At 57.5% G+C, this 14,965-nt stretch carries 10 protein-coding genes and 1 pseudogene; all 11 read right to left on the reverse strand.

The genetic code is table 11. The features are described from left to right. Window position 1: 1 nt before the first annotated feature. Window positions 2-1,489 (reverse strand): NCS1 family nucleobase:cation symporter-1, encoded by a 1,488-nt coding sequence (locus QYL93_RS05730; RefSeq protein WP_370876941.1) that lies wholly within the window; start codon window positions 1,487-1,489, stop codon window positions 2-4. A gap of 216 nt (window positions 1,490-1,705) precedes the next feature. Continuing rightward, window positions 1,706-2,398: a GntR family transcriptional regulator gene (locus tag QYL93_RS05735; RefSeq protein WP_305742738.1), complete on the reverse strand. Its 693-nt coding sequence runs from the start codon at window positions 2,396-2,398 to the stop codon at window positions 1,706-1,708. Between the two features lie 14 nt (window positions 2,399-2,412). After that, window positions 2,413-4,254, reverse strand: a complete 1,842-nt coding sequence (locus tag QYL93_RS05740) for a methyl-accepting chemotaxis protein (protein WP_305742739.1) — start codon at window positions 4,252-4,254, stop codon at window positions 2,413-2,415. Between the two features lie 171 nt (window positions 4,255-4,425). After that, window positions 4,426-5,271: a transporter substrate-binding domain-containing protein gene (locus QYL93_RS05745; protein WP_305742740.1), complete on the reverse strand. Its 846-nt coding sequence runs from the start codon at window positions 5,269-5,271 to the stop codon at window positions 4,426-4,428. A gap of 2 nt (window positions 5,272-5,273) precedes the next feature. Continuing rightward, the gene (locus tag QYL93_RS05750; RefSeq protein ID WP_305742741.1) at window positions 5,274-6,554 is read right to left on the reverse strand and encodes a C4-dicarboxylate transporter DctA; all 1,281 of its coding nucleotides are present in this window, start codon (window positions 6,552-6,554) and stop codon (window positions 5,274-5,276) included. Window positions 6,555-6,923: 369 nt separating this feature from the next. After that, window positions 6,924-7,877 carry a hypothetical protein gene (locus QYL93_RS05755; RefSeq protein ID WP_305742742.1) on the reverse strand — a complete coding sequence of 318 codons (954 nt, stop codon included), beginning with the start codon at window positions 7,875-7,877 and terminating at the stop codon, window positions 6,924-6,926. After that, complete coding sequence (locus tag QYL93_RS05760) at window positions 7,874-9,862, reverse strand: hypothetical protein (protein ID WP_305742743.1); 1,989 nt, start codon at window positions 9,860-9,862, stop codon at window positions 7,874-7,876. Before QYL93_RS05760 ends, QYL93_RS05755 begins: the two co-directional genes overlap by 4 nt. 5 nt (window positions 9,863-9,867) lie before the next feature. Continuing rightward, window positions 9,868-10,590, reverse strand: coding sequence for a hypothetical protein (locus tag QYL93_RS05765; RefSeq protein WP_305742744.1), 723 nt, complete (start codon window positions 10,588-10,590; stop codon window positions 9,868-9,870). Window positions 10,591-10,826: 236 nt separating this feature from the next. Then, window positions 10,827-12,236, reverse strand: coding sequence for a hypothetical protein (locus tag QYL93_RS05770; protein ID WP_305742745.1), 1,410 nt, complete (start codon window positions 12,234-12,236; stop codon window positions 10,827-10,829). A gap of 354 nt (window positions 12,237-12,590) precedes the next feature. Continuing rightward, a pseudogene (locus tag QYL93_RS05775) lies at window positions 12,591-12,869 on the reverse strand (gamma-glutamyltransferase); the annotation flags it as partial. Window positions 12,870-13,137: 268 nt separating this feature from the next. Further along, entirely contained in the window at window positions 13,138-14,820 is a 1,683-nt protein-coding gene (locus tag QYL93_RS05780; protein ID WP_305742746.1) for a sensor domain-containing diguanylate cyclase, read from the reverse strand. Window positions 14,821-14,965: the final 145 nt, after the last annotated feature.

Below are 14,965 nucleotides of genomic sequence, written 5' to 3' on the forward strand. Positions count from 1 at the left end.
CTCAGCTCTTTCGGTTCAATGCAAGGTAGATGACGAAGCCCAGGCCCATACCGATGAACCAGGCGTAGTTGGCGGCCGGCCGCAGCACCGGCACCATGACGCACAGGATGGGCACCAGGGCCGATGGGATCAGCGTCCAGATGGCGCGCGGGTTGTAGCCCTTGCTGTACCAGTAGGCGCCGCGGCTGTTCATGGTGTACAGCTCATCCACCAGCACCTGCTGGCGGCGCACGAAGTAGTAGTCGGCGATCAAGATGCCGAACAGCGGCCCGATGAACGAGCCCAGCACGTCCAGCGTGTAGTGGATCACCTCGGGGTTGGCGTACAGGTTCCACGGCGTGATGAAGATCGAGCCCACCGCGGCGATCATGCCGCCCGTGCGCCAACTGATGTGCTGCGGCGCCACGTTCGAGAAGTCGAACGCTGGCGACACGAAGTTGGCCACGATGTTGATGCCTACCGTGGCGATCATGAAGGTCAGCGCGCCCAGCACCACGGCCGTGGTGCTGTCGATCTTGCTCACGGTGTGCACCGGGTCGGTGATCAGCTCGCCAAACACCGGCAGCGTGGCCGCCGTGGTCACCACCGTCAGCAGCGAGAAGAACACGAAGTTGATGGGCAGGCCCCAGAAGTTGCCCTTCTTCACTGCATCAAAGCTCTTGCCATAGCGCGAGAAATCGCCAAAGTTCAGCATCGGCCCGCTGAAGTAGCTCACCACCAGGGCAATCGCCGACAGCATCACCGGCAGCGCATCCCAGCCCTGGAACTTCACGCCCCCCAGGTTCAGGTCGATGTTCTTCCAGCCTGCCTTCCACACCAGCCAGCCGCACAGCACCGCCATCACCACGTACACGGCAGGGCCCGCCCAGTCGATGAACTTGCGGATCGCCTCCATGCCGTGCCAGAACACCAGCGCCTGCAGCACCCACATCACCATGAACGCCAGCCACCCCAGGCTCGACAGCCCGGCATACCCGTGCTGCGCCACATCGGCATACGGCGCCAGGTTCGGGAAGAAGTGCAGCGCCAGCAGCAAGAAGGCGCCTGACGCAAGGTAGGTCTGAATGCCATACCACGCCACCGCGATCAGCCCGCGGATGATGGCCGGTATGTTCGCCCCCAGCACCCCGAACGATGCCCGGCAGATCACGGGGTAGGGCGTGCCCGTCACCTGGCTGGGCTTGGCCACCAGGTTGCAGAAGAACTGCACGATGACGATGCCCACCAGCAGCGCCACCAGCACCTGCCAGCTCGACAGGCCCAGCGCAAACAGGCTGCCGGCCGTGATGTAGCCGCCCACGCTGTGCACGTCGGACATCCAGAACGCGAAGATGTTGTATTGGCCCCAGGTCTGGCGCTTCAGGGGCGCCAGGTCTTCGTTGGTCAGGCGCGGGTCGTAGCCCGGCTTGATCAGGGCGTTGTCGTGGTGCGGCCCGGCGGGCGCTGTGCCCCCGGCCAGAGGGGTGCTGTTGCTGACGGCTGTGTTCACGGGTGTCTCCTCGTGTGGAAAAGGACGGGTTCCGGGCATCTGGCGTCCCGGTGATTTCGTACCCTATATTTGTATACAAAAATAGGATGCAATAAAACACCGCCTGGGAGGGAATTGCCTGGGGTTTACCCGTGTGTGCATCTGGGCGCGCAAAACAAAGCCGCCCGGGCCTTGGCGGCCGGGGCGGCGGTAAGAGAAGGAAAAAGGGGAGGCCGCTCAGCCGTCCGTGCCAGCCCGCGTGCCCGCCAGTGGGCTCAGCGAATCGCGCAGCCGGTCGCGCACCAGCGGCTGCCCCGGGTTCAGCGCCGCCTCCACATGGCCGATGTGGGCCAGCAGGCGCTCGCGCGCCAGGGCCGTGTCGCCGGCTTCCAGCGCTTCGACAATGGCCTCGTGCTCGGCGCACGACTGGCTGGCCTCGTGCCGCGACTGGTACAGCGAGGCCGCCAGCGTGGTGCGCGCCGTCAGGTCGCGCAAAATGTCGCTCAGGCTGCGGTGGCCCATGCTCTCGGCCAGGCACACGTGAAAATCGGCCAGCAAAAAGGCGCGCGTCGCCGCATCCGCCCCTTCGATGGCCAGTTGCTCCTCGGCAATGTGCGCGCGCAGCCGGGGGGTGACCGACTGCAGTGGCCGCCCCGCATCGGCCAATATGCCCGACTCGATGATGCGCCTGGCCGAGAACGCGTCGCGCGCGTCCTCCACCGTGGGCTCCACCACGTACCAGCCCTTGCGTGGCCGCACCTCTACAAAACCGCGTGCCTGCAGCTGCATCAGCGCCTCGCGCACCAGGGTGCGGCTCACGCCGAACAGGTCGGCCAGCTCCTGCTCGCCCAGGCGCTCGCCGGGGGCGAGCTTCTGGGCGAGGATGGATTCGACCACCTGCTGTGCAATCTGGGTCTGGCTGATGGTCATGGGCTTGGTGGTCGTCAGTGGTGCGGGGCCGGCAGGCGGGCCCGGTTGGGCGCTTGGGAGGCTTCTAGGGTGAAGCCCGCCACCGTGCGCGAGAGGTGGTGGGCCTGGTCGTTGAGCACCGCCGACGCAGCGGTGGATTCCTCGACCAAGGCTGCATTTTGCTGTGTCGCGCGGTCCATCTCTGCCACCGCCTGGTTGATCTGGCCGATGCCGTCGCTCTGCTCGGTCATCGAGCCATTGATTTCGCCCACGATCTGCGCCACGCGCTGGATGCTGTTCACGATCTCGTCCATGGTCTGTCCGGCCGCGCGCACACGCTGCGTGCCCGTGGCCACACTGGCGCCCGAGGTGTTGATGAGCGCACGCACCTCCTGCGCCGCCGTGGCGCTGCGGTGCGCCAGGCTGCGCACCTCGCTGGCCACCACGGCAAAGCCCCGGCCGTTCTCGCCGGCGCGCGCCGCCTCCACCGCAGCATTCAGTGCCAGTATGTTGGTCTGGAAGGCGATGGAGTCGATCACGCCGATGATCTCGCCAATGCGGGCCGAGGCGCTCGAAATTTCGTCCATGGTGCTCACCGCACCCGCCACCACCTCGCCACCGCGCGCGGCGGCGGCACTGGCGGCACGCGCCAGCTGCGCCGCCTGCGCGGCGGAGTCGGCCGACTGCTGCACCGTGGCCGTCAGCTGCGACAGCGAGGCCGATGTCTCCTGCAGGTTGCTGGCCGAGGTCTCGGTGCGGTGCGACAGGTCGTGGTTGCCGGCCTTGATCTCGTCGGTGGCCGTCTTCATCGACTCCACGCCCTGGCGCACATCCAGCAGCACTGCACCGATCTTGTCCACGAAGGCGTTGAACGACGAGGCGATCTGCGCCACCTCGTCGCGCCCGGTCACCGGCAGGCGGTGGGTCAGGTCGCCGCCGCCGGAGCCGATCTCGTCCATCGCATCGCGCACCTGCGACAGGCGCCGAAACGACTGTGCCGTGAGCAGCGCGCACGCCCCGGCCGCCAGCAGCGCCAGCAGCACCGTGGCAATGGCCGATGCACGCAGCACGCTGGCCAGCCCCGCCGTGGCCTCGGCCTTGTCCAGCGCCACCACAAGGTACCAGTCCGTGCCCGGCACGGGCAGGGCGCGCAGCAGCTTCGCCGCGCCACCCAGGTCCACCTCCAGCGCACGGGTGGCGCCCGGCAGCGCTGCCACCACTGCCGGGGTCAGCGCGGGCGACAACTCCGACGCGGGCTTGAGCATGCGCTGCGCATCGGGGTGGGCCAGCACCAGCCCGTCCTTGTCGATCACCAGGCCCAGGCTGTTGGGCGTGGGGTGCACCGCCGCCACCACCTCCTGCACGCCCTTGAGCGGCACGGCCCCGCTCACGGCGCCCTGCGCCGCCCCATCGCGCACGATGGGCGCCGCGAACGACACGAAGGGCTCGCCCGTGGAGGCATCGCCATAGGGCTTGGTGACCACCAGCTTGCCCGCCGCCACCGCACTCTTGTACCAAGGGCGTGCCGTGGGGTCGTAGGTGGGCGGCGTGGTGGCGCTGCTGGACACCCAGCGCTTGTCCTGCCAGCCCGCCGTGGTAACGGGGAAGCCGCCCGCCTTGTTCATGTGCAGCACGATGCCCCGGGGGTCCCCGGGCTCCACCGCAGCGGCGCTGGCCTGTACGGCCATGGCCTTGGCGGCCACCCATTTCTCGATGGCCAGCGTGTTGCCCAAAGCAATGGCCGCCAGGTTGTCCTCGATGGTCTGCAGCGTGGCCGAGCGCACGATGGTGTAGGTGGCCGCCCCCGTCAGCGCCAGCGCAGTGGTCACGGCGGCGGTGGTGATGAGCAGGATGCGGGTGCGAAGTGAAGTGATCATGGGGAGTGCCTCTGGCGGTAGATGGGAGGCGTGCCTTGATTCAGGCCGGGTAAAAAAGGGGGAGTTCCTACGTATCTGGATTCAGCCGCATAGCCAGGCGGGTGGCCGCAGACAGTGCTTCAGCACGGCAAGGCGACCCAACGACGCTGTATGGTTGACGGCAAATCCGTATCAACCTTTGCCGTCGCGGAACATCTCGGGCGACAGGCTGTGCTTGAACCACTGCATGGCATTCACCATCAGCGCCTGCGAAGACCGCGCCTGCACCAAAAAGGCATCCACCCGGGCCAGCAGGCGCGGCTCGCGCTTGCGCACCCCTATGTGGCAGGGGCTTTGCCGCAGCACGGCCAGCCGGCGAATGCGCTCGCGCAGGGCCGTGTCGGGTATCGACTCGGCCACCACGTTGCCCGCCGCAAAGGCATCGACGTTGTGGCGCACATAGGCATCAAGCAGCGGGGCCGAGCTGTCGAACAGCACCGGCGTGGCCTGCGGCACCTGGGCCTTGAGCTCGGCCTCCTCCAGGCTGCCGCGCACCACGCCCACGCGCCGCCCCTTGAGTGCGGCGGCGGCGTCGGCCACGCCCGGGGCAGCGGCTTCGCCAAACACGCCGATGTAGGTCGGTGCGTAGGCCGATGAAAAATCGATATCGCGTTCGCGCTCGGCCGTCTTGCCCAGGCTGGCGATGATGATGTCCACCCGGTCTTCCAGCAGCGCCGCCATGCGGTCGCCGCTGGCCACGGGCACCGTCTTCAAGGTCACCCGCAGGTCGGCCGCCAGCATGCGCGCCACGGCTATGTCGAAGCCGTCGAGCACACCATTGCGCGTAAAGCCAAACGGCGGAAAGTCCTGCGGCACCGCCACGCGCAGCACTTTGCTGCGCAATATGCGGTCGAGCTGGTCCGCCGGTGCGGCGCTGCCCTGTGCCAGGGCAGCACCACCCCAGCCCAGGCTGCCCAGGCCGGTGGCTGCGCCTGTCAGCACCAGCAGGCGCCGGTTCAAGGAATGGTGCGGCTGCATGCTCAGTCTTTCAGCGGTACAACGGCCTTGCCGTCCAGCACCGCATGGGCGCGAACTCGGTCAATATCGCCCTCCCACGCGGCCACCGCCACCGTGGCCACGCAGTTGCCGATCAGGTTGCCCAGGGCGCGGGCGATGCCCATGAACCAGTCCACCGACAGCACCAGCACCAGCCCGATGGCCGGGATGGCCGGAATCGCCTGCAGCGTGGCCGCCAGCACCACGATGGCCGAGCCCGGCACCCCGTGCGCGCCCTTTGACGTTACCAGCGATATCGCCAGAATGGTCAGCAGGTCCGCCATCGAGATCGGCGTGTTGGTCGCCTGCGCAATGAACACGGCGGCGAGGGTGATGTAGATCGAAAACGCATCCAGGTTGAACGAATACCCCGTGGGGATCACCAGCCCCACCGTCGAATCGCGAATGCCCATGTGCTTGAGCTTGGCCATGATCTGCGGCAGCACGCTGTCCGACGAAGTGGTGGCAAACACCACCGCCAATTCTTCACGCAGGTAGCGCAGCAGCTTGAACAGGCTAAACCCCGACACCCGCATGATCAACCCCAGCACCACCACCACGAAGATCGCCACCGCCGCATAGAACAGCACCACCAGCATGCCCAACTGCTTGAGCGAGCCAATGCCGTACTTGCCCACTGTGAAGGCAATCGCGCCCAGCACCCCCAGCGGCGCCAGCTTGATGATGATGCCCATGGTCTTGAACAGCACGTGCGACAGGTCTTCGATCAGCACCGTGACCCGCGCCCCGCGCTCACCCAGCATCGCCAGCGCGCAGCCGAACACGATGGAGAACAACAGCACCTGCAGCACATCGCCATTGGCAAACGCGCTGACCGCCGTGTTGGGTATCAGCTTGAGCAGAAAGTCCGTGAACCCGCCCCCCGTGAGCTTGCCCGCGTTCTCCACATAGGCGCCCATGGCCTTGGGGTCCAATGCCTTGGGGTCGATGTTCATGCCCACCCCAGGCTCGAACACAAATGCCAGCACCAGGCCCAGCACCAGCGCAATGCTGGTCACTACCTCGAAGTACACCAGCGCCTTGATGCCCACCCGGCCCACCCGCTTCAGGTCTCCCGTGCCCGCAATGCCATGCACCACCACGCAGAACACGATCAGCGGGATCAGCATCTTGATCAGCTTGATGAACCCGTCGCCCAGGGGCTTGAGTGCAACGGCGGTGTCAGGCCACACCAGGCCCACCACCACGCCGGCTATGAGGGCCAGGATCACCTGGCCGAAAAGGGATTTGAAAAACCGCAGCATGCCCCGTCTCCTTCAGTTGTGTCTTGAAAGCAAATCTTGCATACAAGAAATGTAGGCAAGCTGACGCCTTCGGCGTATGAGGGTATGCCCGGGGGTGGACTCCATGTTTGGACTATGTCAGTCCTAGAACATGAGCGTCTGAGTGCACGAAAAACATTTGGTCATGAGGACTTAGCCCCACTTAGAGAAACGTAGATGAATTGAGAAATAGGAGGCGCTTACAGCCCGAGCAAGGAGATCTGCCGCAGTATGAACATCTGTGCTGCTACAAATTGCAAATCGTAAGTGAAAACTCACTAGCGACTAGATATTACAAGGCGTATTACAGAGGATGTAGTTTCCAGCTTAGCTTAAAGTAGCTCGGAAAAATTAGAGTTCAACAGTGTACTGCCAAAGGCGCTTTAAGCCTTCACTGGTTTCGGTGGAGTATGTAAGGCATTCGGGGAGCAATACAGTGACGCCTCCGCGCACACGCCCCTCTAGTTGCCAATAGAGGGCCACTCCTAAGGTTTGTACCTTTGTTGATAGTGGAGCCAAATAGATATTTGCAGAAGGCTTTTCTCGGTCAATAGACGAAACTATCTCACTTATCACTCCAGCAGTTGAAAATGGATCATTCGCAGGTGCAAAGCGACGATTGGTTATCCATTCATGACGCTTGGCGACAGCCCCGCTTTCAGCGGCCTTAATTGCACTTTGCTGATACATGTCAGCGCTAAGTGATGGAAATGCAAAAAGAGGGTGCACGTCGGCATCGTCTTTGTAGCTTGCAACCTCGGAAATGAGCTTGAAATCGTATCCAACTGCGATAATAAGCTGATCCTTCACATTGGTGGGAGTGCTGAGTGCTGTGCCGCGTACCGGCCTGACGACTCCAGATGTAGTGGTGCTAAAGGACGTCTCTTCTCGTTTTTTATATATTTGCGGTTCGGAGTATAATGCGACAAACTCATTCAATCCAAGATAGGCGAGCTTGCCTACTAAATGCGTCAGAGTGTGCCGCATAAATCCGGTGATATCGATGCAGATGCTTTTTCCGGAGATGTCCCCTAGTTTGGCTAGAAGTGCATTGCTTTGTGAAATTTCGTCAAGCGAGCTTGGAGCTATAAACTCTGAATCGGAAATTTTGTCTTGTACTTCTTTTTCTGTGTATCCATATTCCGGTTGAACAAACCAAATTTTCCGATCTGCTTGAATTTGCGAAAAAACCTTCAAAACTCTGTCGCTTGAATTATAGGCTGAAATAAATATATCAGACTTCATTGCCTCTTCGGTTATTCGATGAACGTCGATTGTCCGGCGATAAAAGATTGAATAATTCATTCGAAGAGCTTTGTTTGATTCTGTTCATTGGAAGATGTTGAAAATGGATCATTCCACTTTAAACTCAACGATTTGAGATGTGAATCAAACTCAGCCTTCCGCGACTGATCGAAGATTGAATTTACAAGCTCATCATTCAAACTAATGTCTCCTCTTCTTCCGGTGCCCAATCCCCAACGAGGGGATAGCATAGGATTGAGGAAAATTTTACGCCTAAGCTGATCGCTGTTGCGGTCCGGCCTGCCTTCCTGTATCTCGAATACAAGGGAGTAGTTCAAAGAATACTGCAAGACTTGGCTTGCCTGAGGTGTAAGGCCTTCATTTGAGAAACTCACCGCTAATGGCGAGACTTCTGGAATATTCAGGCTATACCTTGCAGTTCTAAGCAAAACCCCTAGTCGCGCAATTGCAATCTTTGCTAAATCTGAGTCACTGCCGTAATTGGTGTCCTGCTCGAACATAAATTTCGCTGCCTCTTCGGCGGCGGCAGTTTGAAGATCGACAGGAAGCGGGTTTTCAGGGGCGAACATTAACTCACGAAATGCCGCTATAGAATATGCCCCACCAAGTACAACAAGCAAATTTCGAGGATTTCCGGAGGACATATCTACAAATGTATCCCAGCCCGCATAAGGAACGCCGCCGTCCTGCTTCGACTCTCGACAAATTTGAGCGAATAAGTCGCCTTTATAGTGCCCATATGCATTCGCATAAGCCCCGCCTTTGCTATGCCTCAAATAGGCGCGAGCCTCTTTGGCTACTTCTGCTGAAAGAATTATAGGATTGGTGCCAATTTTGTATCTCTTTGCGAATATTAAAATATTGAGTTTGGCAAGTATTGTAGGAAAGCGTTGAGTCAAAGCTTTTACAACGCCATATAGCGGATGTTTTGTGGCGCCCTTAGTTGGAATCCCTAGCATTCTAGAGAAATTCGAGATAAAAGAAGGCGCATCATCCGATATCCTGAGGCTTCGAAGTGCTGGTTCAAAAAATTCGCTCGAAGTTATTTCGCAGAATAAACTCCTGATATTCAGTTTGTTACCGATTTTAGGCTGTAGCCTGCTGATAATAAAATTTCGTGCGAACTCTGGGTATTCATTGTGATCCTTTAGTATTGGATCTAGATTCGTTACGCTGAACTCCGAGCTGGGTCGATTTTCCTCTCCTCCACCCATTGTTGCCAGTGTCTTTCGAGCGTACAGTCTTCCTGTAACCCTAAAGGTGGCGCGGCCTTCACCATACCGAATAAGCGAGTTAATAACCTGCTGCTGATGCTCTGATAAGTTCTCTATCTCATCGAGTAGATAAAGAAGAGGGATTTTTGCAAGATCCGGATGAAACAAACCTATGGCATCTTTGATCGGCAGACATAGGGCGCCAATGGCAAACGGCATGGTCAGATTAAGTTCGCCAGAGAAGGCGGCGTTGTTGATCGCGGCATCGAAACTTTTACGTTGCCCAATCACCCACGTTCGGAAATCATGCACATCCCGACATTCGGAAACTGCTGTCGATGTCAGGCTTTGTGATATTTTTTCTATAAATCCAGCATCATCAAATTTCTGATCGCTGGAGGTTGATTTAACATCACAAATTGCATCCAGCACGCCTTCTGCTAATCTTAGCTCTATATAGACGCCGAATAGCATTTGCCAGTTTGCCCGCACCCCATCCATAGCTTCAAATCTTGCCGCATCCAATGCTGTTGTGCGCAAAAATATGGCCAGATACCCTAGTTTTTTCAGTACCTCTAATCCACTGTCGCTCGCAAATCGGAGTCGAGCAACTTGATATGAGTGATAGCGTAGTAAATGAGTCTTACCAGTTCCTTTCCCCCCGAGAATGTACTTTGAGCTTCCTGAGGTAGGTTCAATGACTTTTTCAACCAACTGTGGTCCGAGCTCCACCCAAAGCTCATTTATTTGATCATCCGTGTAGTCGGATGCTCTTACAAGTGCAAAAGGATTTACTTGACCAGGTTGCATGGAATTTAATACTTCTTGTCGAAGCGAATAAAGACAGGATTCCAAGCAATCTTACTTCCTTCATCCCAAAAAATAGGAAGAGTATTGTTTGGCGTATTATGGGAAAAAGCAATTAATAGTTGATTGTCTTTGTACCCGAGAGGCATGGATGGCCTAAGTGCATGACCATAATGCTTTGCAAGCGCTTCTAGCTTGCTTCTTTCGAACCACTCTGGCGCACTTGCAAGACTGCGCGAGTTGACATCAAAAGCTTTGTAAGTGTCATCAAGTTCAAATAGCGTGCTACTCTTCCCATCAAAAAGAGCCTGAGAATTGAGTCGGGTCAGCCCTTGCGTTGTAGCAAACAGACTCATGAATCGGAGATCAATTCCAGAGGTGCCAAGTCGAATCTTAGGAAGATAATCACCTAGGTAACGCGTGATCTGCGTCCCTGAGCCGACGAGGTCATCAAAAAATACGATCCTAGAGACGCCCGTTTCCCTTGGCAATAGGGATACGGTCGAGTCCTTCGCATTTTTTGAAACACTGGTTGAAAATGCCTGAGCAAAATCACAAAATAAGTTTTTTGAGAGATAATTTACCTGTCGAAAATAGTACAAAAGGTGGGCGCCACTTTCTGATGGATTGCCTACGCTTATAAAGCGTGTCGACCTGAGTTCGCGCTCATAGACCTCTTGAATTTGCGCAATATTCTTTGTTCCACCGAGATTTCGGCGGATGCGTTGCATTATTGGTGCCTCAAAATGATCTCGATACAGAGATCGTAGCATTTCCCTCACCAATCTTTTTCCGAAATACGTAAATCGGGTCAGAGCGAAGAGTGCATAAATTTGCTCTTCATCCGTTGTGCATGTTTGGCCCGTGAAGTTTTTTGTCCACGCCTCAATTTGAGGCCATCTTACTTCCTCATCCCAAGCTTGCTCTGCAAGCGAATGCAGTCGACGCTCGAGCTCAGGCCTATACATCAGGCACCTTTCCTAAAAACGAGCACAGTTTCATGAGAAATTGCAGGAGTAGCTCGATTTCTGGTTGTCATTAAGCCTCGTGCTCGTATGTCATCCCGAACGGACAATTCAGTAGTCATCCCATGAGATTCAAAACAATCTTGCAAGAATTGATCGTTGGAGATAACTTCTCCACACACTTGATTGTTACCGACGATAAGGACATTTCTGCCTCCTGAAGCTGTTACTCTGGACAGTTCTGCCACCACACAGCTCATCTCGCGCATATATGTTGCGGTTAGCTTGGCTCGAAGAAGGTTTACACGAGATATTCTATCAAGTTGGTGTCGATATTTTTTCGAAATTCCTTCGAGACTTAGACTCTCTCTCTCTGAGAGATGCTCTCTGCCAATAGAGCGGCGCTCGAGAGCAGAAAGATCTTTGGGCGCCGCTAACCCCAGCCAGTTAAGTGCAAGGCTAGATGCTCGAACATACTTTTGTGCGCTTCCGTAAGGTGGCGACGTAATGATCAAGCTGACAGAGGAATCAGGCAGTGGCGCTCCCAATCGTCTGCGTCCAGATCTAAGATTTCGAGCATCATCACCCAGTTCTTTAATGCAATTCCGGGAAGGGTATGCATTGTTTGTAAGCGCGACTCTATTAATATTGGAGTTGCAAATTTTAGAAAATTCATCGAACGCGGAAACATTTTTTAGCCAATCAAACCGAGCTTGAACTGAGGCCTTTGCTGCCGGTGAGAAGCTATCTTTGATTTTCTGTCTGACTGGGACGTTAACCCTCGGGTCTGCATAACTTATTTTTCTGGCCAGAACTGAAAAGCAGATAAGAAAAAATTCTCGCGTCGATTTGTCTTCTAGCTCATGAATTGATCGAATAATTCGTTCAAGTGCGAATTTGTTTTCTTCCGAGTACCAGAGGTCAGAATTTACAATTTCAACCTTTGGTGCCGAGCGAAATTTGGCGGACCGGCTTCTAAGAGTTTCCAGGCATTCCTCTAGTTCCTTTACGCAATAGGGAGTTGTTTTGACCCTTGAGAGCATTAGAGCAAATGGATTCGCGTCTGCTACGTAAGGCTGTATACCCGCCATTGAGGCTTCAAGCGCGACGGTGCCTGACCCGCAAAATGGGTCAAGCAGGATCCCAGAGGCTTCTTTAAGAATGGATGCACGGCAGAAGAAGTTTGCAATTTGGGGGAGGAGTTTAGCGGGGTAGGGATGAATATGGTGAGTAAGCTGATCACCACCTTTTATCCATGAAACCATCTCCCGAAAATCAACATCAATAGTTTTTCGGTGCGTCACGTAATTTCGACGAAGTTCCTCGTAAAGAAACGAGGTATCAAGGGCATCGATCCCTGCTGCTCCATCGGCAGTGGCTTGTCCGCGGGGTGCCTTAATTTTGAGGTTCATTCGTTGAGTCTGGTAGCTTGATTTTCGGTAAAAAACCCCGCACCGATTGTAAGTGTGTAAAGCGGGATACCGCTATGTTTGGTGACGAGACGAGGATCTTCGACATCCCCATTGCCAAATTTTGGCGCCTCGGACGAACCAAGCGGCACGACTGACGATTCGAATCCCAGCCGATGCGGAGGAGAGGCAAAGAACGGTAGCGGCGTTGAACTCATTCCCGTGAGGTGTTGACATAGTCGGGACGCTCCTAGTGTCACTTTGGCCGGCCTGCAATAAAAAAGGCCACGCCTGTTGTGGTGGGCGCGGCCTTCTTTAGTGTCGTGGCCGCTGCAAACGGGCCAATCACCTAACCCTTCAATACCCCAACGTCTTCCCATCCGGATTCCGAGGATCCGAGTACCCATACAGCGCCCCACCGCGCAGCTGAATCGTCTGCGTGCGTCCCATCGACGGCTTCACCGCGATGTTGTGCCCGCGCTGCTTGAGCAGTGCCACGGTGTCGGGCGACAAGCCCTTTTCCACGCGCAGCTCATCGGGCGTCCACTGGTGGTGCACACGCGGTGCGGCGGCGGCTTCGGCGGGGTTCATGCCGAAGTCAATCGTGTTCACCAACGTCTGCAGCACCACAGTGACGTAACACCCTCGGGTACGGCAGCCGCTTTGGCCACAATGACGGGCAGGCGTTGGGGCTGGCTTGCAAGCCCGCCCAAGCCTTCATGCAACAAAGGAAAGAAAAACCTCCATGGGAAGGCCACCTGTTTGCCTCGGTATCCCCTGAAGACCTTCTGCGCTTCCAGGCCGATCCTTCCAAATTGCAGGAGTACCCGCACTCCGAACCCGATGACCCGCCGGGCTGGTTCGATGTGGAGAAGGCTTGCCACGCCAATGCTGTGCGGTGACCCTATGGTGCGTATTTCGGTCGCTGCTGGTCAGCCGCGCAGGAAGTCGTCTCTGGCACCTTTTGTTGAAACACGCACACGCCCGATGACTGGCTTTTGGCCTGGTACATTGCGGTGTCTGCGGCGCGCAGGTATTCGTCCACCGTCGCCAGCCTGGATGCACTGCTGACAAGTCCAATACTCGCGCTACTGATCACGGTGTGTTCGCCGACCACATAAGGCGCTGCGAGGGCGGCGGCGATCTGTTGAGCGCGGTTGCTGGCTTCAGCGGGATCAATGGACTCCAACAGCACATTGAATTCGTCGCCACTCATGCGGGCGACCAGATCAACCGCCCGCACGCAGGATTCGAGCCGCCGCGCCACCTGCTGCAGCAGCCGATCGCCCACATGATGCCCGTAGTTGTCATTGACGGCTTTGAACCCGTTGAGATCCAGCAGCAGCACGGCGAACATGGTGGCTCCATCGCGTGTTGGCACGCCATCACCATTCGCAGCCTCGTTCTGGTGCAGCGCCATGAGATTCGCGAGGCGATCGCGGAACAACGGCCGGCCGGGCAAGCTGGTCAGCGCATCGTAGGAACTGCCACGGTCAGCCAGATCGCTCAACGAGCCCGCCATGCGCACCGCAACGCTGTCTTCAAACTCGGCGAGCCCGCGCCAATTGACCCACACCAGCCGTCCATCCGCGTGGAACGCGCGGAAATCCACCGAAAAGTTCGGGCTGTTCCCCGACAGATGCCTGCGGTAGGCCGCTTGCACGCGCACGCGATCTTCGGGATCGATGAGTTGCCCCAGAAAGCTCCAGCCGCCGTCGTGTACAAGATCGCCGCTACCCAGCCCGACGATCTGGTGAAAGCGCCCGGACGCATGCAGGGCGTCAGTTCGCAAGTCCCAGTACCAGATGCCGTCATTGGATCCGAGGGTCGCCAGCGAATAGCGGTTTTCGGAGCGCAACAACTCAAGTTCGGTGTTCTTCTGCTGGGTGACGTCGATCATCAGGCCGATCATGCGGTTCGGCCGCCCCGGCTCGACCACTGCGCGGCACAGATCGCGCACCCACACGACCTTGCCGGATTTTGCAATCAGCCGATAACTCATCTCGTAGGCATAGCTGTGCGTCGCGTTGTAGGCGGCATCATCGATAAGCACGGCCTGCGCTAGATCATCGGGATGCACATGCGCCCGCCAAAAGCCCGGGTCAGACCGCCACTCCTCCACGGAGAAACCGAACAACCGTTCGACCTGCGGGCTTAGGAAAGTATTGCCCACGCCGATTTCAGCCTCCCAAACTACGCCATCAATGGTTTCCAGTAAGCGCAAAAAGCGCTGGCGAATCTCCACCAGCACCTGCTCGGTGACCTCGGTGATCTCGATCAGGACACCCTGGCGGCTGATCACCCGCTCCGCTGCATCCGTCTCCGGGTGGAGTTTCAGACGCACCCAGCGATAGTTCGCGTCGGCAAATCGCAACCGGAACACCGGCATGCCCGAGCGCATGGTGCCAATGTCGCCGGGATGCACAAATTCAAGCAGAGACCTGCCGAGCGCTGCCTCCACCGAATGGCCGGTGAGCGTTGTCCACGCCGGATTCAGGTAAGTGATCTCCCACAGCGCATCGGTCTGCACCACCGCCTCGGGTAGCAGTTGCAACAGTTTTGCGGACGGCGTGAGAATGGTAGGCATGCGGGGCTGGCGCAAAAAGGGAGTCAGGTGAAAGTATGGCAGGGGTTTTGGGCAGGCTCGTGCCATAAACCACTGACGAGTCGATTGGCAGGTCATGATCGAAGCAGTTGCTCAGCCCGTCGAACGTGAATGACTGCAATCAACG

It is taken from the genome of Acidovorax sp. A1169, from assembly GCF_030704685.1.
Classification (GTDB): domain Bacteria; phylum Pseudomonadota; class Gammaproteobacteria; order Burkholderiales; family Burkholderiaceae_C; genus Acidovorax.

Bases quoted from the DNA above. Each gene is read 5' to 3' on its own strand.
- QYL93_RS05735 (WP_305742738.1), bottom strand. From the start codon at position 2,398: ATGACCATCAGCCAGACCCAGATTGCACAGCAGGTGGTCGAATCCATC.
- QYL93_RS05740 (WP_305742739.1), bottom strand. From the start codon at position 4,254: ATGATCACTTCACTTCGCACCCGCATCCTGCTCATCACCACCGCCGCC.
- QYL93_RS05745 (WP_305742740.1), bottom strand. From the start codon at position 5,271: ATGCAGCCGCACCATTCCTTGAACCGGCGCCTGCTGGTGCTGACAGGC.
- QYL93_RS05750 (WP_305742741.1), bottom strand. From the start codon at position 6,554: ATGCTGCGGTTTTTCAAATCCCTTTTCGGCCAGGTGATCCTGGCCCTC.
- QYL93_RS05755 (WP_305742742.1), bottom strand. From the start codon at position 7,877: ATGAATTATTCAATCTTTTATCGCCGGACAATCGACGTTCATCGAATA.
- QYL93_RS05760 (WP_305742743.1), bottom strand. From the start codon at position 9,862: ATGCAACCTGGTCAAGTAAATCCTTTTGCACTTGTAAGAGCATCCGAC.
- QYL93_RS05765 (WP_305742744.1), bottom strand. From the start codon at position 10,590: ATGCAACGCATCCGCCGAAATCTCGGTGGAACAAAGAATATTGCGCAA.
- QYL93_RS05770 (WP_305742745.1), bottom strand. From the start codon at position 12,236: ATGAACCTCAAAATTAAGGCACCCCGCGGACAAGCCACTGCCGATGGA.
- QYL93_RS05780 (WP_305742746.1), bottom strand. From the start codon at position 14,820: ATGCCTACCATTCTCACGCCGTCCGCAAAACTGTTGCAACTGCTACCC.